Consider the following 19,202-nt stretch of genomic DNA (forward strand, 5'->3'; position numbering starts at 1 on the left):
TACGTCCACCGGTGGGGGCACATCTTGGCGATCAAAAGCCGAAGTGCAAGATAAAAATACAAATATATAGGCCGTATCGGGCCGTCCGGAAGTCCTCAGCTTCCGATTTCCGGCGCTTTTGCCATCAACACGGCAAGGGGCAGGGGAAGGTTGGGCAACAATCGCAATACAGGCAACTCGAAGCCCCCGGCAAGAACGACGGTCTCCCTCTCCGCAGGGAGCCGGTTCTCTCCTGTGGCGCTGGCCGGCAGGACTGCAAAATGCATTGCCGCCTGCGCAATATGATCGTGTTTTACGATCCCGGTGCCGCGCAATTCGATGAGCCCGGCAATAGCGGCCGGACAGGCGGCAATGATTGCTCCGTCCCGTTTCGAAAGAAGTACCTGATCATCGGCTACGAGGGTAGAAAAGACACCCTGCCGCCGCGCCTCCGTCATACAGGTAAAGGCGGTCATCGACTTGCCCCAGCCTGAGGGACCGGTGAACAGCAGGCCGGTCTTTCCGACGACGATCGCGGTGGCGTGGATATTGATCATGCCGCGGCATCGGCCGGAAGAGCCAGAATGAAGCGGGCGCCGAGCAGCTTGCCGCTTTCGTCATCGACAATGTTTTCGGCCCGCAATGAACCGCCATGCGCCTCGGCGATCTGTCGGCTGATGGAAAGCCCGAGGCCGGAATTCTGACCGAAGCCTTCGGATTCCGGTCGGTCGGTATAAAAGCGTTCGAAGATGCGGTCGATATTCTCGGCCTGGATGCCCGGACCGTTGTCTTCGATATAGACGACGCAACGGGAGCGGGTACGGACCAGACGCACCGTGATCCTGCCGTTTTGCTCCGGCACGAAGGAACGGGCATTTTCAATCAGGTTGGTGATGATTTGGCCGATACGCAGGTCATGTCCTTTGATGACAAAGCGCGTCTTGACGTTCGGCTTGCGATCGACGGCATATTCGATCTCGACCTTCTTCTTGGTGCTGCGGATCTGGCGTGACAGGTCGACGAGGTCGCGCAGAAATACTTCCAGATCGACAGATCCGGCATCGACGCGCGCAAGCTCGGCATCGAGACGGGATGCGTCCGAGATATCGCTGATCAGACGGTCGAGGCGACGGACATCGTGCTGGATGACATCCATCAGCCGCTTCTTGGAATCGTCGGATTTGGCGAGCGGCAGTGTTTCGACGGCGCTGCGCAGCGAGGTCAGCGGGTTCTTCAACTCGTGGCTGACATCGGCCGCAAAGCTCTCGATAGCATCGATCCTGTCGTAGAGGGCCGTCGTCATTTCGCGGAGTGCTATGGAAAGGTTGCCGATTTCGTCCTGACGCGCCGAAAAGTCTGGAATTTCCTCGCGCTCCTTGGCGCCGCGGCGCACCCGGATGGCCGCCGCCGAAAGCCGGCGCAGCGGATTGGCGATGGTCGAGGAAAGCACGAGCGCCATCAGCACGTTGACGAGCGTCGCAACGCCGAAGACGCGCATAATTGCGAGACGCTCGGCATGCACGATATTGTCGATATCGCCGGCCTGAGTCGACAGCAGCAGCACGCCGAGGACGGCGCGGAAACGCTGGATCGGCACGGCAACCGAAACGATGAGCTCACCCTTTTCCGTCGTGCGCACGACTGCGCCGCGTACACCCGTCAGCGCGTTCATCACCTCGGGATAGATAGAGCCGTCGCCACCCGGCGCTTCCTTGTAGACCGGAAGATTGCCCGGCTGTAGCGCCTTGTTGAAAAGGGCCGTGAACCATTCGCTCCAGGTCTGTTTTTCTTCTTCCACCGGCGGCAGGTCGAAACGCAGAACCTGGCCACGCGAATAGAGATGCCGGGAATCAAGCAGCAGATTGGCATCGGCATCGAAGATGCGGGCGCGAGTGCGGGTCGGTGAGATCAGCCGCCGAAGAACCGGTGCCACCTTTTCCGGATCGATCGGGAATTCGAGATCCTCGTCGTTCGGCACCGGCGTGATGCTCTGGCCGGCCTGCAGTTCGAGCAGCTTCTGCGGATCGATGGTGATCGAGTTGGTATCAACGGAAGCCGAAGCCGAAACCGCGCCGGCGATGATTTCACCCTGCGTCAGCAGGCTTTCGACACGTGCGTCGATCAGGCCTTCGCGGAACTGGTTGAGATAGAGAATGCCACCGACGAGGACGAGCAGAGCTGCAAGGTTGAAGAAGACGATGCGGCGCGTCAGGCTCGAAAAGACCGCATTGCCGAAGATGCGGCGGATCAGGGTGAAGGGATGCGACCAACGCCGGCCCCTGACGCGTCGGGTGCTCACGCCCTCCGCATCATCCAGATCTCTTTCCTGCACTAACTGTGCCAATGACGGCCCTTTCGGAGGGGCGGGGCCAGCTCGACCGGCCCGCCGCCCTCAATCGTATCTTGCCGCGCCTTTTGGCGTCAGGCTGCTTCGCGGAAGCGGTAACCCACACCGTAAAGCGTTTCAATCATATCAAAGTCAGTATCGACCATCTTGAACTTCTTGCGCAGCCGCTTGATGTGGCTGTCGATGGTGCGGTCATCAACATACACCTGTTCGTCATAGGCGGCATCCATCAGGGCGTCGCGGCTTTTCACCACACCTGGTCGCTGGGCCAGTGAATGCAGGATCAGGAATTCGGTGACGGTGAGGGTGACCGCCTCGCCCTTCCAGGTGCAGGTGTGGCGTTCCTGGTCCATGACCAGTTGGCCGCGCTCGAGCGAACGGGCCTGCTGAACAGCGCCTGCCTTTGGCGCGCCGACAGTTGTGCTGCCGCCGGCCGCTGCCGCCTCGCGGCTCGAAGCGCGGCGCAATACCGCGCGAACGCGCTCGACCAGCAGACGCTGGGAGAAGGGCTTGGTGATGAAATCGTCGGCGCCCATCTTCAGGCCGAAGAGCTCGTCGATCTCCTCGTCCTTGGAAGTCAGGAAGATGACCGGAATGTCCGACTTCTGGCGAAGCCGGCGAAGCAGCTCCATGCCATCCATGCGCGGCATCTTGATATCGAAGATCGCCAGCTGTGGCGGGCGCGCGAGCAGGCCATCCAGCGCGGAAGCGCCGTCCGTGTAGGTCTCGACCTTATATCCTTCTGCTTCCAGTGCAATCGACACGGAAGTGAGGATGTTGCGGTCGTCGTCAACGAGCGCGATTGTCGGCATGGTGTTCGTCTCCGTCATCAGTGCGCAATCTCCCGGATTTCGTCTCCCCAGGCGGTCTTCGTGACCGGTTGCGCTTATGGAGGATAAAGGTGGAACAAATTGTGGCAAAGATAAAGGGGTAGATTGCCAGCCCTCGCAAGCCGCAATTAAAAGTGGTGCGACAAGTTGTTTCAACAGCAGGTCTTCAAACGATTTAAAACGGCCACTTAGAATTTAAATCGATTAATTATTTGATATCGTTATATTTTTTAAGTTTTCGCCTATTGCCATTTAAAATTTCTCCTCTTATTTTCGCGTTAATTTTAACGGCCAAGGCGCCTCAGCGAAGGGAAAAGCTATGGAGATGTTCGGAGTTCATAACCAGGCAATCGAGCTGGCGACGATCGGTTTCAGCGACGTACGGAGCGTACGTTACAACCTCTCCGCCGCTCTTCTCTACGAGGAATCGATTCGCCGGGGAGAGGCCGAACTGACAGCCCAGGGTGCCCTTCGCGCGACCACCGGCCAGCACACAGGCCGTTCGCCGAAGGACAAGTTCGTCGTCCGCGATGAAAACACCGATGACCAGATCTGGTGGGACAACAACAAGCCGATGTCGCCGGAGCATTTCGCCCTGCTGCACAAGGATATGCTTGCCCACGCCACCGGCAAGGACCTTTTCGTCCAGGATCTCGTCGGCGGTGCCGATGCCGGTCAGGCGCTCCCGACCCGCGTCGTGACCGAGTTCGCCTGGCATTCGCTCTTCATCCGCAACCTGCTGATCCGCCCGAAGCCCGATGCGCTTGCAGGCTTTGCGCCGAAGCTGACAATCATCGATCTGCCGAGCTTCAAGGCCGATCCGGAACGTTATGGCTGCCGCACCGAAACGGTGATCGCCTGCGACCTGACGAACGGCATCGTTCTGATCGCCGGCACCTCCTATGCCGGCGAGATGAAGAAGTCCGTCTTCACCGTGCTGAACTACCTGCTGCCGGCCAGGGGCGTCATGCCGATGCACTGCTCGGCCAATGTCGGCCCGGCGGGTGATGCTGCGGTCTTCTTCGGCCTGTCCGGTACAGGTAAGACGACGCTCTCGGCCGATCCTGCCCGTACGCTGATCGGGGATGACGAGCACGGTTGGAGCGAGAACGGCATCTTCAATTTCGAAGGTGGCTGCTATGCCAAGACAATTCGCCTCTCGGCAGAGGCCGAGCCAGAAATCTATGCCACCACCCAGCGGTTTGGCACGGTGCTTGAAAACGTCGTTCTGAACGAAGACCGCGAGCCGGATTTCGACGATGCGTCGCTGACGGAAAACACCCGCTGTGCCTATCCGATGGACTTCATCCCGAATGCATCGGAAACCGGCCTTGCGGGTCATCCGAAGACCATCATCATGCTGACGGCCGATGCCTTCGGTGTAATGCCGCCGATTGCCAAGCTGACGCCGGATCAGGCCATGTACCACTTCCTGTCCGGCTACACCGCCAAGGTGGCGGGCACGGAAAAGGGGGTCGTCGAGCCGGAAGCGACCTTCTCGACCTGCTTCGGCGCGCCCTTCATGCCGCGCCATCCGGCAGAATACGGCAATCTGCTGAAGGAGCTCATCAGCCGCCATGGCGTCGAATGCTGGCTCGTCAACACCGGTTGGACTGGCGGCGCTTACGGCATCGGCAAGCGTATGCCGATCAAGGCGACCCGTGCGCTGCTGACGGCCGCTCTTTCGGGCGAACTCGCCAAGGCCGAGCTCCGCGCTGACCCGAATTTCGGCTTTGCCGTACCGGTCGCAGTCGAAGGCGTCGATACCGGCATCCTTGATCCACGCTCGACCTGGGCCGACAAGCCGGCCTATGACGCGCAGGCCGAAAAGCTGGTCTCCATGTTCATCACGAACTTTGCCAAGTTCGAGGATCATGTCGATGGCGGCGTGCGCGATGCGGCGCCCGGCATCAAGGTCGCTGCCGAATAATACGCCAACAAACCTTTGGCGATTCACGTGAAACCCGGTCGCTCAAGCGCCGGGTTTCATCCGCTTCCAATTCGTAGCCATTATGCGCTAGAACGCGGCATGGCCAGCGACGCGCTCCATATCAATGACAGGATTACCATCGCCGGATGGGAGCTGACGGAACAGTTCGTTCTGGCAGGCGGTCCCGGCGGTCAAAACGTCAACAAGGTCTCGACGGCCGTCCAGCTCTTCTTCAACATCCCGAATTCGCCATCGCTCAACGAGCGTGTCAAAGCCAATGCGATCAAGCTTGCCGGCCGGCGGATGTCGAAGGAAGGCGTGCTGATGATTGAGGCAAGCCGCTTCCGCAGTCAGGACCGTAATCGTGAAGACGCACGCGAGCGGCTGAAGGAGCTGGTCCTGGAGGCTGCCAAGCCGCCACCGCCACCCCGCAAGAAAACCAAGCCGACCAAGGGCTCGATCGAACGGCGCCTGAAGGAAAAATCCGGCCGCTCGGATGTCAAGAAGATGCGTGGCCGTCCGGCGGGCGGAGAATGATATGCCGGAACTCTTGAGTGGTATCCGCCATCTTCCCGAATATCTGGATCGCATCCGTCAGGAGACGCTGGTCGGCATCATCAGGAATATCGTTGCAGAAGCCCCACTCTACGTGCCGGTCATGCCCGGCACAGGAAAACCGATGTCGGTGCGGATGACCAATTGCGGTTCTCTCGGCTGGGTGACGGACAAGGAGCGCGGCTACCGTTATCAGCCGATGCATCCGGCGACCGGCAGGCCATGGCCGGTAATCCCGCAGGAATTGCTGGAGATTTGGAATGATGTTTCGGGCTACGACAAGCCGCCGGAGGCCTGTCTCGTCAATTTCTATGCGGACGAGGCACGCATGGGCCTGCATCAGGACAGGGACGAGAACGACCTGAAGGCACCGGTCGTCTCGATTTCACTCGGCAATGCCTGCCTCTTCCGTGTCGGCGGCCTGAACCGCAACGACAAGACCATGTCTTTCAAGTTGTCGAGTGGGGATCTGGTTATTCTCGGTGGAGAGGGGCGGCTCTGCTTCCATGGCGTCGACCGTATCTATCCGGCCACTTCCACGCTTCTGAAGAACGGCGGCCGCATCAACCTGACGCTCCGCCGGGTCAACCCGTAAATCCGGCAGCCCTATAGCTTGCGCAACGCCACCTGCTCGATCAGGTGATCCTTGCCCTTGCGCAGGATAAGATCGGCGCGCGGCCGCGTCGGCAGGATGTTCTGGCGCAGGTTCTTCAGATTGATGTTCGCCCAAAGGTCTTCGGCGATTGCAACCGCTTCCTCGTCGCTGATTGATGCGTAGCGGTGGAAGTAGGAATTCGGATCCCGGAAGGCCGTTTCCCTGAGCCGCATGAAACGCGTCACATACCAGTTGTGGATCTGCGTTTCCTCGGCATCGATATAGATCGAGAAGTCGAAGAAGTCGGAAACCATCGGCACAATCTTGCCGTCGGCCGGCAGGTCGCGCGACTGCAGAACGTTGATGCCCTCGAAAATCAGGATATCAGGCCGGTCGACGATTTTGTGCTCGTCCGGCAATACATCATAGACGAGATGCGAATAGGAAGGCGCTTTGACATCTGTCAGGCCGGCCTTGATCGCCGACAGGAAACGCAGGATCGCGCCGGTGTCGTAACTTTCCGGAAAACCCTTGCGCTGCATCAGGTTCTCGCGCTTCAGCACCGCGTTCGGATAGAGAAAACCGTCCGTAGTGACGAGGTCGACCTTCGGGCTGGAGGGCCAGCGGCCGAGCAGCTCCTTGAGGATACGTGCCGTCGTGGATTTTCCCACAGCCACCGATCCTGCAATGCCGATCACGAAAGGGGTCTTCGTCACATCCGACAGGCTGAGGAAGCGGTTGCGTTGCTCGAACAGCAGCTGTGAGGATTCCACATGCGCGGAAAGCAGGCGCGACAGCGACAGGTAGATGCGCCTGACTTCGTCGAGATCAATCGGATCGCCCATGGAGCGGAGCCGCTTGACCTCGTCGGCCTTCAGCGTCATCGGCGTGTCGGCGCGAAACTTCGCCCACTGTTCTGATGTGAAGAAGTGGTAGGGGGAATAGGAAGCGGTCTGGAAATGATCCATCTTTTCCGCCACCCCGATAATCTGCGTCGCGATACTCATGAACTCTGCCGGCTGGCCTTTTCCTTGAGGCCGGATTGCGCGGTCCGCCGCGCAAGTTCGGTCATGACATTCTCTAGCGGTATTTCAGCAATCTTCAATACGACCATTAGATGATAGAGAACGTCAGCTGCTTCATAGGTGAGGTTATCGCGGTCGTTGGTGACGGCCGCCATGACAGCTTCGATCGCTTCCTCGCCGAGTTTTTTGGCCGCTTTCTGCTGCCCGCCGGCCACCATCCTGGCGGTCCAGGATTCCTCAGGTGAGGCCTTCGCCCGCTCTTCGACGATCCGCTCGAGGTCGGAAAGGGAAAATCCGCTCATGATACTGCTTTCAAACTCAGTCGAGCCGCATCGCGATGCCGCGTTCTGACATATAGCGCTTCGCTTCGCCGACGGAATAGGTGCCGAAATGGAATATTGACGCAGCGAGCACCGCGTTGGCATGGCCATCCGTCACCCCGGCCACGAGATCGTCGAGATCACCGACACCGCCCGAGGCGATAACGGGAACCCGGACGGAATCGGCAATCGCGCGTGTCAGCTCCAGATCATAGCCGATCTTGGTGCCGTCGCGGTCCATGGAGGTGACAAGCAGTTCGCCGGCGCCGCGGTCGACCATCCTCTGCGCGAACTCGACGGCATCGATGCCGGTCGCGTTGCGGCCGCCATGCGTATAGATTTCCCAGGCGCTGAGATTGTCGCCGCCGACCTGTTGTGTGCGACGGCGCTTGGCATCGATCGAAACGACGATGCACTGGTCTCCGAATTTGTCGGCGGCTTCAGCCACGAAATCCGGATTGTTGACCGCCGCCGAATTGATCGAAACCTTGTCGGCGCCGCAGAGCAGCAGCTTGCGGATATCGGCGATGGTCCGCACACCGCCGCCGACGGTGAGCGGCATGAAACACTGCTCGGCGGTGCGTGCGACGACATCGAAGATCGTCTCGCGATTATCCGAGGATGCGGTAATGTCGAGGAAGCAGAGCTCGTCGGCACCGGCCGCATCATAGGCCTTGGCCGCTTCGACGGGATCGCCGGCATCGACCAGATTGAGGAAATTGACGCCCTTGACGACACGGCCGTCCTTGACGTCGAGACAGGGGATCACGCGGGCTTTCAGGGTCATTATGCCGTCTCCTTCGCCCGTGCTGCCTTTATGAGATCGAGCGCCTCCTTGGGATCGATCCGGCCGTCGTAAAGGGCGCGGCCTGAAATTGCGCCTTCAAGCTTGCGAGCATCCGGCTTCAGCATGCGCTTGATGTCGTCTATCGAGGCAAGTCCACCTGATGCGATGACCGGAATGGAGACAGCATCTGCCAGCTCCAGTGTCGAGGTCCAGTTGATGCCGGCCAGGATGCCGTCGCGATCGATATCGGTATAGATGATCGCGGCAACACCGGCGCCTTCGAATTTCTTCGCGAGTTCGATGATGCCGAGTTCGGATGCTTCCGCCCAGCCTTCGACAGCCACCTTGCCGCCCTTGGCATCGATGCCGACGGCAACCTGACCCGGGAACGTCTTGCAGGCTTCGATGACGAGCGATGGATCGCGCACGGCAACCGTGCCGAGGATCACGCGGCGTAGCCCGCGCGACAGCCAGTTGTCGATATGCTCGAGCGTACGGATACCGCCGCCGAGCTGTACGGGATTTTTCGTGGCCTTAAGGATGGCCTCTACCGCACCGCCATTGGCCGAATGTCCCGCGAAGGCGCCATCGAGATCGACCACATGCAGCCATTCGAAACCCTGTTCTTCGAAGGATTTCGCCTGGGCAGCCGGATCGGTGTTGTAGACCGTCGCCTGTTGCATGTCGCCGAGCTTCAGGCGAACGCATTGTCCGCCCTTCAGGTCGATCGCGGGAAAAAGGATCATTCGTCTCAGGTCCGTAGCATCGTGGGCACCATCAGTGCATTCCACGCATCTACGATATCCGAACGAAAAAAGACAGCGGCAATGGTAAGAGCGGCGAAAAGGGCGATCAGCAGCAGCGTCACGGTGAAGCCGACTCGGACCTGGCGCCAGAAGCCGGTGCGTTTCTTCATGGACTTTTCAATATCCCGCACCTTCCGTAGCGCCTCGCTGTTGGTGGCAACGAGCTGGATCTGCGGCTCCATGGCCTCGACATAGGTCTCGGCATAGCTTGAAAGGATCTGCGAAGCACGGTCGCGCAACGTGTTGCGCAGATCGGACGAAAGGTAATTGCTCGTCACTGCCGCGATTTCCGCCTCAATGGGCGAACGGCCGGCATTGCGCTTGCGATAGCTGACGATGAAATCACGCTTTTGGCGCTCGTAAAGCGCGTAGGCAAGCAGGCCGATGAGGTCATCCTCGCCTTCGATATAGAATTCCAACACGGCTTCGGCGAGATCGCCAGCGCTTATCTCGTCCGATCTCAGCCTCGAATTCTCTTTTCCCGGAAAGGTCTCCTGCATCAGCGGCCGAGCCTTTCTTTCAAGGTCTTGGCAGCATTGGAGAGCGCTTTGCGATGCAGAGCCTCGTCGACCTGGCGGATGATCGTCCCGCCGGGCAGCCTGACATCGACAAACGGCGGCTGGCCCTCTCTGGCAGGCCGCAGCCTGTAAAATATCCTTCCTGCGTTTTGCGAAGCCGGCATCGAGCGCGCTCCTGTATCTGCCCTTTCCCTTACAGGGGAAATAAGGCGCGCGTATTAAAAGCCAGCCCTTACGGCGCCCAGCGCAGGAAATTCGCGATCAGCGCCAGCCCAAGCTTCTGGCTTTTTTCCGGGTGGAACTGCGAACCGGCCATATTGTCCCGCCCGACAAAGGCCGTCATAGGCCCGCCATAGTCGGTGGTGGCAATGACGTCACCGGCATTTTCGGCGGCGAGATGGTAGGAGTGCACGAAATAGGCGTGCAGGCCATCAGGCCCGGTCGGGATGCCGTCGAAAAGCGGATGCTCATGTTTCAGGTCAAGCGTGTTCCAGCCGATCTGCGGGATTTTCAGCTCCGGATCGCCAGGTGTCATCTCCACGACATCGCCGGGAATCCAGCCGAAGCCTTGAGTCGTCGTCTTTTCAAGACCACGTGAGGACATGAGCTGCATGCCGACGCAAATGCCGAGGAAGGGACGAGCCTTCTTCTCGACGACTTCGAGCAGGGCTTCCGTCATGCCGGGCACGACATCGAGTCCGCGGCGGCAATCGGCATAAGCGCCGACGCCCGGCAGCACGATGCGGTCGGCCGCGGCGACGATCTCGGCCTTGTCCGTCAGATTGATCTCTGCCTCGATGCCGGCCTCACGAGCGGCGCGTTCGAAAGCCTTGGTGGCCGAACGCAGGTTGCCCGAGCCGTAATCTATAATTGCGACGCGCATTATTTGCGTCCTCCATCAAAACCGAAGAGACCGAGCGAAGTGGAATGGCCCTGCCGCGCCTGCGGGCTGGAAGCCTGGTTCCATTCGGGCGCCTTCAAATCGGCGCCGGTCTCGATGTTGGAAAAATAGATTTCTTCCGCAAGATCGATCGAGGAAGCGCCGATCGCGGCCTCCTCGCGCCAGCCACGGGAGGCGAGATTGCGGATGCGGAAATTCTGCCCTTCGAACCCGACGAACAGGTTGACGGCGAAGGCGAGCGCCATGCCCGCCGGCCCAAAGCCTGGCTCTTCTATAAGCACACCGCTGATCGCCTGCAGCGCGAAGGCAATAGCCGCATAAAGCCAGAGGCGATGCGCGAGCAGCCAGATCCAGGGAAAGAGGAAGGCGAGCCATGAGAAACCGTCGCGGATCGTGCGCGTATTCTCGCGCTGACCATCAGGCGGAACAAGAAAAACAAAGCTGGATGCCATTTGAAGCTCCCTGATGGGGCTCAGACGAGCGTGCCCTTGGTGGAGGGAACACGGCCCGCCTGTCTCGGATCGATCTCTGTCGCCGTGCGTAGAACGCGGGCGACGGCCTTGAAACATGTCTCTGAAATATGGTGGTTGTTGGCACCATAGTGATTGAGAATATGCAGGGTGATCCCGGCATTCTGCGCGAGCGCATGGAAGAATTCGCGCACCAGTTCCGTGTCGAAAGTGCCGATTTTCGGCGCGCTGAACGAAACGTTCCAGACGAGGAACGGACGGCCGGAGAGATCGACGGCCGCCTTCGTCATCGTCTCGTCCATGGCGAGATCGATCGAGGCGTAGCGGGTGATGCCACGGCGGTCACCGAGCGCCTTCGAAATCGCCTGGCCGATTGCGATGCCGGTATCCTCGACCGTGTGATGATCATCGATATGCAGGTCGCCCTTGGCTTGGATGTCCATGTCGATCAGCGAATGACGCGAAAGCTGTTCCAGCATATGGTCGAAGAAGCCAACGCCGGTCGAAATCGTCGATTTGCCAGTGCCGTCGAGATTGACGGAAACGGAAATGGACGTCTCGTTGGTCTTGCGGGAAACGCTGCCCGTGCGGCTTGCTGCGGTCTCGGCCATATGGCTTTCTCCTTGAAATCAAGGTGGTTCCTTATCAGGCGCATTGCGAAATATCCAGCAGCGCAGGGCCACAAAAGGAAGGCCATTTGCAATCGCGGCGAGCCCCCTTACATAGGGTTCAATGGGGCCGATGTTCGGCCCGCCGGAACCGCCCGCGAGTTGGGGCAACAGGTGTTTGATGACGACAATTATTACAGTTCGAAAAGGCGGCAAGGTCATTGTGGCTGGCGATGGCCAGGTCAGCCTCGGCCAGACCGTCATGAAGGGCAACGCCCGCAAGGTTCGCCGCATCGGCAAGGGCGAAGTGATCGCCGGTTTCGCCGGTGCGACCGCTGACGCCTTCACCCTCCTGGAAAGGCTCGAAAAGAAGCTGGAGCAGTATCCGGGCCAGCTTATGCGCGCCGCTGTCGAACTCGCCAAGGACTGGCGTACCGACCGTTACCTGCGCAATCTCGAAGCCATGATGCTGGTCGCCGACAAGTCGGTGACGCTTGCCATCACCGGCAACGGCGACGTGCTGGAACCCGAACATGGCGTCATGGCCATTGGTTCGGGGGGCAATTTCGCACTTGCCGCAGCTCTGGCGCTGGCCGACACTGATAAGTCCGCTGAAGAGATCGCCCGCCGCGCGCTCGATATCGCGGCCGACATTTGCGTCTATACGAACCACAACGTCATCGTGGAAACACTGGATGCGGAATGACTGACTATGCCTTCCGTGCTGTCACTGTGGCTGACCTGCCGCTTCTGGCTGCATGGCTGGAGCGCCCGCATGTTCGCCGCTGGTGGGGTGACCACGGAGAAGCATTGGTTTCGATCGAGAAACATCTGCGTGATGCGGCCGTCGAACCCTACATGGTGATGCTGGACGGCCGGGATTTCGCCTATATTCAGGTGGCGGATCTCGACATGGAAGATGACGCCGCGCTGGATGGCCAGCCTGAAGGCACCTGCGGCATCGATCAGTTCATCGGCGTCGAAACGCTCTTGGGAAAAGGTCACGGCCCGGCCTTTATGGCCCGCTTCTGCCAGGAGCTTTTCGAAAGGGGAAAAAACCGCGTGCTGGTCGACCCGCATCCGGACAACATTTTCGCAATCAGAGCCTATACCAAGGCAGGCTTTCAAAGACTTGGCGAAACAAATACGAATTACGGCCGGGCACTCCTCATGGCCCTGGACCGCCAGGAGAATGACAGACAATGACCACCTTTTCTCCCCGCGAGATCGTTTCCGAGCTCGACCGCTACATCATCGGCCAGCATGAGGCCAAGCGCGCCGTGGCGATTGCGTTGCGCAACCGCTGGCGCCGTCATCAGCTCGATCCGAGCCTGCGTGACGAGGTCATGCCGAAGAATATTCTGATGATTGGCCCGACCGGCGTCGGCAAGACGGAAATCTCCCGTCGCCTCGCCAAGCTCGCCGGCGCGCCTTTCATCAAGGTCGAGGCGACGAAGTTCACCGAAGTCGGTTATGTCGGCCGCGATGTCGAGCAGATCATCCGCGATCTCGTCGAGGTCGGCATCGGCCTGGTGCGCGAAAAGAAGCGGACGGAAGTCCAGGCCAAGGCCCATATGAGTGCCGAAGAGCGCGTTCTCGATGCGCTGGTCGGTGCGACGGCCTCGCCCGCTACACGTGAAAGCTTCCGCAAGAAGCTGCGCAACGGCGAACTCGACGACAAGGAAATCGATATCGAAGTGGCCGATACCGGCTCCGGCATGGGCGGTTTCGATATCCCCGGCATGCCGGGCGCCAATATCGGCGTACTGAACCTGTCGGAAATGTTCGGCAAGGCGATGGGCGGCCGCACCAAGAAGGTGCGCACCACGGTCAAGGCCTCCTACACCGACCTGGTCCGCGACGAGTCCGACAAGCTGATCGACAATGAAGTCATTCAGCGCGAGGCCGTTCGTTCGGTCGAGAATGACGGCATCGTCTTCCTCGATGAAATCGACAAGATTGCTGCTCGCGACGGCGGCGCCGGCGCCGGCGTTTCCCGCGAAGGTGTCCAGCGCGACCTGCTGCCGCTCGTCGAAGGTACGACGGTTTCGACCAAGTATGGCCCGGTGAAGACGGACCACATCCTCTTCATCGCTTCCGGCGCCTTCCATGTTTCCAAGCCGTCGGACCTGCTGCCCGAACTGCAGGGCCGCCTGCCGATCCGCGTCGAGCTTCGTCCGCTGAACAAGGAAGACTTCCGCCGCATCCTGACGGAAACCGAGGCAAGTCTCATTCGCCAGTACAAGGCGCTGATGGAAACCGAAAGCCTGACGCTCGATTTCACCGATGACGCGATCGACGCTCTCGCCGATGTCGCCGTCCATCTGAATTCCTCCGTCGAAAATATCGGCGCGCGCCGTCTGCAGACGGTCATGGAGAGGGTGCTGGACGATATCTCCTACAATGCCCCCGATCGCGCCGGGACCGATGTGAAGATCGATGCCGCTTATGTGCGCGAGCATGTCGGCGACCTCGCACAGAACACCGATCTCTCGCGCTTCATCCTGTGATCGGAAAACACCGTTTTCTGCCTTTGCGCAGATAATGCCGAAACTTTGACAATCTGAACTCTCGACAGCGGGCCTTTTACTTTCTAGTGAAAGGCCCGTTTTGTTTTTTTGTACCGGCTTTATTCGGACAAGATTCTGGTCCAGTCAGCCGCTTCACAAAGACGACAGGGAAAGACGGGAAAGCAGATCGTGCGACGCCTTTTGACAAGCCTTGTGATTGCCATGACCATCGCGGGCTCGGTTCCTGCGCTTGCAGCGCAGGTCGTTCCGCCCGGCAACCGTCATGCCGAGCAGCCGGATATTCCAGGCGCATCGGTCCGCCGCACCAAGGGCACCAAGACGACGTTCGATCTCAAATATGAGAAGGTCTACGACCTCCTGTCGACCGACCGTGAGCTTATGGGCAAGCTCAAGAAGGTCTCGAACGCTTACGGCATCAACCCGATCCATGTGATCGGCGCTATCGTTGGCGAACATACCTATAATGTCGATGCCTATGACCGCCTTCAGGCCTATTATGTGAAGGCCGCCTCCTATGCCGGCGAGAGCTTCCGTTTCGCCTATGATGGTGAGAGCGTCGATGAATTCGTCGACCGGCCACAATTTGCCGCCTGCAATGGCAAGAGCGATTCATACACGCTCTGGAGTTGCCGCGAGGACGTTTGGGAAAGCGATTTCCGTGGCAAGACCGTAGGGGGCAAGAGTTTCCCGAACAACCGTTTCAGTGCGGTCTTCTTTCAGCCTTTCTATGCCGGCCAGACGTTCGGTCTCGGTCAGGTCAACCCGCTGACGGCGCTGATGCTGTCCGATCTGGTATCCCGCGTTTCCGGCTATCCGAAGCTGAACGAGAAGAATGCCGGCTCGGTCTACAAGGCAATCATGGACCCCGATATCTCGCTCGCCTTCGTTGCCGCCTCGATCCGCAGATCGATCGACGATTACAAGGAGATTGCCGGCGTGGATATCTCTGGCAATCCGGGGGTTACGGCGACGCTTTATAATGTCGGCAATTCCCGCCAGCGTGCCGCAGCCCTTGCCGCCAAGAATCGCTCCTCCGGCACGACGGTGTGGCCGGAAGAGAATTATTACGGCTGGCTGATCAACGACAAACTGGACGAGCTGAAGGGCCTGCTCTAACCTTGAGGCCTGCCGGGAAGACGATATCTCCCGTGAAAGGCTATGCTCATGGACATGCGTCCGGACCCCTTTGTTCCGCCGGCACCGCTGCCGCGTACCGTTCCGCCGTCGCGGCTCGAAATCATCAGGACGATTTTCCGCAATCCGCTCGAGCTCTGGGGCGAGCCATCCTATACGCTGCCCTGGATCCACACCAGTTTCTTCGGTCAGAGAACGCTGATCGTCAACGATCCCGGCCTCATCAAACATGTGCTGGTCGATAACGCCAATAATTACCGCATGTCTGATATCCGGCAGCTCGTGCTGCGCCCGATCCTTCGCGACGGGCTTCTGACTGCTGAAGGCCCCGTCTGGAAACGCTCGCGCAAGGCCGTCGCCCCCGTCTTCACGCCCCGCCATGCCAAGGGCTTCGCCGGGCAGATGCTGCGCCAGTCGGAAGACTACGCCCGCAAATATGCCGATGTGGGCGAGTCCGGCACGATTTTCGATATCAGCACCGACATGACGGAACTGACCTTCGCCATTCTCGCAGATACGTTGTTTTCCGGTGAGATCGTCACATCCAGCGGCCATTTCGCCGACGATGTCAACCAACTGCTGCACCGCATGGGCCGTGTTGATCCGATGGACTTGCTGCGTGCGCCCTCCTGGGTTCCACGTGTGACACGCATCGGCGGCCAGAAAGTGCTGGAGAAATTCCGCGCCATCGTGCGCAATACCATGGATATGCGGCTTGCCAAGATGAAGGCCGACCGCAGCAAGGCGCCGAACGATTTTCTCACCCTGCTCCTGGAGCAGGCCGGGCCGGATGGACTGACGAAGGAAGAGATCGAGGACAATATCCTGACCTTCATCGGTGCCGGCCACGAGACGACCGCTCGTGCGCTCGCCTGGACGCTCTATTGCGTCTCCAATAGCCCGCATATCCGCGAGGCGATGGAAGAGGAGATCGATAGAGTGCTCGCGTCAGGCGCAGAACCGGTCGAATGGCCGGATCTGCTGCCGCACACCCACGCTGCCTTTGAGGAGGCTTTGCGGCTCTATCCGCCAGCCCCGTCGATCAATCGCGCCGCAATAGCGGATGATTCCTGGACAAGCCCCAAGGGAGAACGCGTCGAGATCGAGGCCGAAGTCACCGTGCTCGTCATGCCCTGGACGCTGCATCGGCATGAGCTCCATTGGGATCGGCCGCGCGCCTACATGCCGGAACGCTTCCTGCCGGAAAACCGTGCTTCCATAGGCCGTTTTCAGTTCCTGCCCTTCGGCGCCGGCCCGCGCGTCTGCATCGGTGCCTCCTTTGCGCTTCAGGAGGCGGTTATCGCGCTGGCGGTCCTGATGCAGCACCACCGTTTCGATTCGACCGATCAGACGAATCCCTGGCCGGTGCAGAAGCTGACGACGCAGCCGCAAAATGGTCTTCCGATGCGCGTGAGCCACCGGACTGTTTCCAAGCCTGCATAAATCTTTCGAATTGTTGCTGAATTGACTGTGAATGAAAGCCGGGCAAAGTGACAGCATGAAAAAGCTGCCACTGCAAGGGAGACACCGCATGAGCCGCATTGAAAAGAATGGTCTCTTCATCGAAGCCGTCCTCCATGATTTCCTCGTGAAGGAGGCGTTGCCGGGCCTCGAAATCGATGCGGACAAGTTCTTCGCCGATTTCTCGGCGATCGTGCATGATCTCGCGCCGAAGAACCGCGCGCTGCTTTTGAAACGCGATCAGCTGCAGGCAAAGATCGACGACTGGTATCGCCAGAACGGCGCACCGACGGATATGGACGCCTATCAGTCCTTCCTGAAAGAGATCGGCTATCTCCTGCCCGAGGGGCCGGATTTTCAGGTTTCGACTGCCAATGTCGATGCCGAGATCGCCTCTCTTGCCGGCCCACAGCTCGTCGTTCCCGTCATGAACGCCCGCTACGCATTGAATGCCGCCAATGCTCGCTGGGGTTCGCTGTATGATGCGCTCTATGGCACCGATGCCATCCCGGAAACGGACGGTGCCGAAAAGGGCAGGGGCTACAACCCCAAGCGCGGCGAAAGGGTCATCGCCTGGGTGCGCAATTTCCTCGATTCCGCCGTTCCCTTCGATGACGGCTCCTGGAAGAATGTCGGCTCCCTCGCCGTCAAGAACGGTGCTCTGGCGATTGCTGCCGTCGATGGCAAAGCTCTCGCCTTGAAGGATATCGGGCATTTCGCCGGCTATCGCGGCGATGCGAACGCGCCGACCCATATTCTCCTGAAGAATAACGGCATCCATATCGAAATCGTGCTCGATGCCTCGACCCCGATCGGCAACACCGATCCGGCTCATATTTCCGACGTCTGGCTGGAATCGGCCATCACCACGATCATGGACTGCGAAGATTCCATCGCAGCTGTCGATGCCGAGGACAAGGTCGTCGTCTACCGCAACTGGCTCGGCCTGATGAAGGGCGACCTGCAGGAGCAAGTGGCCAAGGCCGGTTCGACATTCGTTCGCAAGCTCAATCCGGATATTGCTTACACGGCGCCCGGCGGGCAGGAGTTCGAGCTGCATCGCCGCTCACTGATGTTGGTGCGCAATGTCGGCCACCTCATGACCAATCCGGCGATCGTCGATCGCGACGGCAACGAGGTTCCGGAAGGCATCATGGATGCCGTGATCACTGGCCTGGTTGCGCTCTACGACGTCGGTCCATCGGGACGCCGCAAGAATTCACGTGCCGGCTCCATGTATGTCGTCAAGCCGAAGATGCACGGCCCTGAAGAGGTGGCCTTCGCCGTCGAGATCTTCTCGCACGTCGAAGATGCCTTGGGCATGCCGCGCAATACCATCAAGATGGGTATCATGGACGAGGAACGCCGCACGACCGTCAATCTCAAGGAATGCATCCGTGCGGCCCGCGAGCGTGTCGTCTTCATCAATACCGGCTTCCTCGATCGCACCGGCGATGAAATCCATACTTCGATGGAAGCCGGACCGATGATCCGCAAGGGCGACATGAAACAGGCCGCCTGGATTGCCGCCTACGAAAACTGGAACGTCGATATCGGTCTCGAATGCGGCCTCTCCGGTCACGCGCAGATCGGCAAGGGCATGTGGGCCATGCCGGATCTTATGGCCGCCATGCTGGAACAGAAGATCGCCCATCCGAAGGCTGGCGCCAACACCGCCTGGGTGCCGTCGCCGACGGCCGCCACTCTGCATGCTACGCATTATCACCAGATCAATGTCGCCAAGGTGCAGGAAGGCTTGAAGGATCGCACCCGCGCCAAGCTCTCCGATATTCTTTCGGTGCCGGTCGTTGTACGGCCGAACTGGACGCCGGAAGAAATCCAGCGCGAACTCGACAACAATGCCCAGGGCATTCTGGGTTACGTCGTGCGTTGGGTCGACCAGGGCATCGGTTGCTCCAAGGTGCCTGACATCAACAATGTCGGCCTCATGGAGGACCGTGCGACTTTACGCATTTCGGCCCAGCACATGTCGAACTGGCTGCACCACAAGGTCGTCACGCAGGAGCAGATCGTCGAAACGATGAAACGTATGGCCGCCGTCGTCGACCAGCAGAATGCCGGCGATTCGGCCTACATCCGGATGGCCGGAAATTTCGATGGTTCGATCGCCTTCCAGGCAGCGCTTGATCTGGTCCTGAAGGGCAGGGAACAGCCGAACGGCTACACCGAGCCGGTCCTGCATCGCCGCCGCATCGAGCTCAAGGCAAAGCAGACTGCTTGAGCCAGAGCATGCCAGATACAAAAAGGCCGCCGGGCTCAAAAGTCCGGCGGCCTTTTTTATACCGAATTCAGCTTTTAGCTTACTGGATAACGATGACCTTGGAAGTGGTCTTGCCCGGACGGACGCGGCTGTAGAGATCGATCACGTCCTGGTTCATCAGGCG

21 protein-coding genes and 1 pseudogene are annotated in these 19,202 nt (G+C 59.6%); 9 read left to right on the top strand and 13 right to left on the bottom strand.

All coding sequences use genetic code 11. The features are described from left to right. Nucleotides 1-95 precede the first annotated feature (95 nt). The 3 genes from AC1D35_RS21905 to AC1D35_RS21915 all read right to left on the bottom strand — a co-directional run bounded on the left by AC1D35_RS21905 (nt 96) and on the right by AC1D35_RS21915 (nt 3,138). On the bottom strand, nt 96-536 hold the full coding sequence (locus AC1D35_RS21905; RefSeq protein WP_113308144.1) for a serine/threonine protein kinase: 441 nt from the start codon (nt 534-536) through the stop codon (nt 96-98). Then, nucleotides 533-2,323 carry a sensor histidine kinase gene (locus AC1D35_RS21910; protein WP_113300869.1) on the bottom strand — a complete coding sequence of 597 codons (1,791 nt, stop codon included), beginning with the start codon at nt 2,321-2,323 and terminating at the stop codon, nt 533-535. Before AC1D35_RS21910 ends, AC1D35_RS21905 begins: the two co-directional genes overlap by 4 nt. A gap of 77 nt (nt 2,324-2,400) precedes the next feature. Beyond that, entirely contained in the window at nt 2,401-3,138 is a 738-nt protein-coding gene (locus tag AC1D35_RS21915; RefSeq protein ID WP_477835862.1) for a response regulator transcription factor, read from the bottom strand. Between the two features lie 337 nt (nt 3,139-3,475). On the opposite strand from AC1D35_RS21915, the gene AC1D35_RS21920 reads away from it, so the two are divergent. The 3 genes from AC1D35_RS21920 to AC1D35_RS21930 all read left to right on the top strand — a co-directional run bounded on the left by AC1D35_RS21920 (nt 3,476) and on the right by AC1D35_RS21930 (nt 6,236). Next, on the top strand, nt 3,476-5,086 hold the full coding sequence (locus AC1D35_RS21920) for a phosphoenolpyruvate carboxykinase (protein ID WP_113308143.1): 1,611 nt from the start codon (nt 3,476-3,478) through the stop codon (nt 5,084-5,086). Between the two features lie 99 nt (nt 5,087-5,185). Beyond that, the gene (gene arfB, locus AC1D35_RS21925; RefSeq protein ID WP_477940053.1) at nt 5,186-5,623 is read left to right on the top strand and encodes an alternative ribosome rescue aminoacyl-tRNA hydrolase ArfB; all 438 of its coding nucleotides are present in this window, start codon (nt 5,186-5,188) and stop codon (nt 5,621-5,623) included. Between the two features lies 1 nt (nt 5,624). Further along, entirely contained in the window at nt 5,625-6,236 is a 612-nt protein-coding gene (locus AC1D35_RS21930) for an alpha-ketoglutarate-dependent dioxygenase AlkB (RefSeq protein ID WP_113308142.1), read from the top strand. Between the two features lie 11 nt (nt 6,237-6,247). Here the strand turns inward: AC1D35_RS21930 and coaA are convergent, their stop codons facing one another. The 9 genes from coaA to hisB all read right to left on the bottom strand — a co-directional run bounded on the left by coaA (nt 6,248) and on the right by hisB (nt 11,674). Further along, nucleotides 6,248-7,243, bottom strand: a complete 996-nt coding sequence (gene coaA / locus AC1D35_RS21935; protein ID WP_113300874.1) for a type I pantothenate kinase — start codon at nt 7,241-7,243, stop codon at nt 6,248-6,250. After that, nucleotides 7,240-7,563: a phosphoribosyl-ATP diphosphatase gene (locus AC1D35_RS21940; protein WP_113300875.1), complete on the bottom strand. Its 324-nt coding sequence runs from the start codon at nt 7,561-7,563 to the stop codon at nt 7,240-7,242. The genes coaA and AC1D35_RS21940 overlap by 4 nt, the downstream gene beginning before the upstream one ends. A gap of 16 nt (nt 7,564-7,579) precedes the next feature. Beyond that, nucleotides 7,580-8,368, bottom strand: coding sequence for an imidazole glycerol phosphate synthase subunit HisF (gene hisF / locus AC1D35_RS21945; protein ID WP_113308141.1), 789 nt, complete (start codon nt 8,366-8,368; stop codon nt 7,580-7,582). After that, the gene (gene hisA / locus AC1D35_RS21950; protein ID WP_113308140.1) at nt 8,368-9,114 is read right to left on the bottom strand and encodes a 1-(5-phosphoribosyl)-5-[(5-phosphoribosylamino)methylideneamino]imidazole-4-carboxamide isomerase; all 747 of its coding nucleotides are present in this window, start codon (nt 9,112-9,114) and stop codon (nt 8,368-8,370) included. The genes hisF and hisA overlap by 1 nt, the downstream gene beginning before the upstream one ends. Nucleotides 9,115-9,119: 5 nt before the next feature. Beyond that, on the bottom strand, nt 9,120-9,674 hold the full coding sequence (locus AC1D35_RS21955; protein WP_113308139.1) for a hypothetical protein: 555 nt from the start codon (nt 9,672-9,674) through the stop codon (nt 9,120-9,122). After that, nucleotides 9,674-9,856: a hypothetical protein gene (locus tag AC1D35_RS21960; protein ID WP_113308138.1), complete on the bottom strand. Its 183-nt coding sequence runs from the start codon at nt 9,854-9,856 to the stop codon at nt 9,674-9,676. Before AC1D35_RS21960 ends, AC1D35_RS21955 begins: the two co-directional genes overlap by 1 nt. Before the next feature lie 68 nt (nt 9,857-9,924). Beyond that, nucleotides 9,925-10,575: an imidazole glycerol phosphate synthase subunit HisH gene (gene hisH, locus AC1D35_RS21965; protein WP_113308137.1), complete on the bottom strand. Its 651-nt coding sequence runs from the start codon at nt 10,573-10,575 to the stop codon at nt 9,925-9,927. Next, a complete protein-coding gene (locus AC1D35_RS21970) occupies nt 10,575-11,045 on the bottom strand; it encodes a DUF2628 domain-containing protein (protein ID WP_113300881.1) in 471 nt (156 codons plus the stop codon). The genes hisH and AC1D35_RS21970 overlap by 1 nt, the downstream gene beginning before the upstream one ends. A gap of 20 nt (nt 11,046-11,065) precedes the next feature. After that, nucleotides 11,066-11,674: an imidazoleglycerol-phosphate dehydratase HisB gene (gene hisB, locus AC1D35_RS21975; RefSeq protein ID WP_113300882.1), complete on the bottom strand. Its 609-nt coding sequence runs from the start codon at nt 11,672-11,674 to the stop codon at nt 11,066-11,068. A 178-nt stretch (nt 11,675-11,852) separates the two neighbouring features. Here hisB and hslV point away from each other — a divergent pair, with 178 nt between their 5' ends. From hslV to AC1D35_RS22005, 6 genes are all read left to right on the top strand, one after another. Continuing rightward, nucleotides 11,853-12,377, top strand: a complete 525-nt coding sequence (gene hslV / locus AC1D35_RS21980; RefSeq protein ID WP_007813715.1) for an ATP-dependent protease subunit HslV — start codon at nt 11,853-11,855, stop codon at nt 12,375-12,377. After that, nucleotides 12,374-12,877, top strand: a complete 504-nt coding sequence (locus tag AC1D35_RS21985; protein ID WP_113308136.1) for a GNAT family N-acetyltransferase — start codon at nt 12,374-12,376, stop codon at nt 12,875-12,877. Before hslV ends, AC1D35_RS21985 begins: the two co-directional genes overlap by 4 nt. After that, entirely contained in the window at nt 12,874-14,181 is a 1,308-nt protein-coding gene (gene hslU / locus AC1D35_RS21990; protein ID WP_113308135.1) for an ATP-dependent protease ATPase subunit HslU, read from the top strand. The genes AC1D35_RS21985 and hslU overlap by 4 nt, the downstream gene beginning before the upstream one ends. A 189-nt stretch (nt 14,182-14,370) precedes the next feature. Then, nucleotides 14,371-15,318: a DUF1402 family protein gene (locus tag AC1D35_RS21995; RefSeq protein WP_477940059.1), complete on the top strand. Its 948-nt coding sequence runs from the start codon at nt 14,371-14,373 to the stop codon at nt 15,316-15,318. Nucleotides 15,319-15,366: 48 nt separating this feature from the next. Beyond that, a complete protein-coding gene (locus AC1D35_RS22000) occupies nt 15,367-16,779 on the top strand; it encodes a cytochrome P450 (protein ID WP_113308164.1) in 1,413 nt (470 codons plus the stop codon). A gap of 88 nt (nt 16,780-16,867) precedes the next feature. After that, a complete protein-coding gene (locus AC1D35_RS22005; protein ID WP_113308134.1) occupies nt 16,868-19,039 on the top strand; it encodes a malate synthase G in 2,172 nt (723 codons plus the stop codon). 79 nt (nt 19,040-19,118) lie between these two features. On the opposite strand, the pseudogene AC1D35_RS22010 reads toward AC1D35_RS22005, so the two are convergent. Continuing rightward, a pseudogene (locus AC1D35_RS22010) lies at nt 19,119-19,202 on the bottom strand (L,D-transpeptidase); the annotation flags it as partial.

The organism is Rhizobium sp. P1_E6, assembly GCF_056405875.1.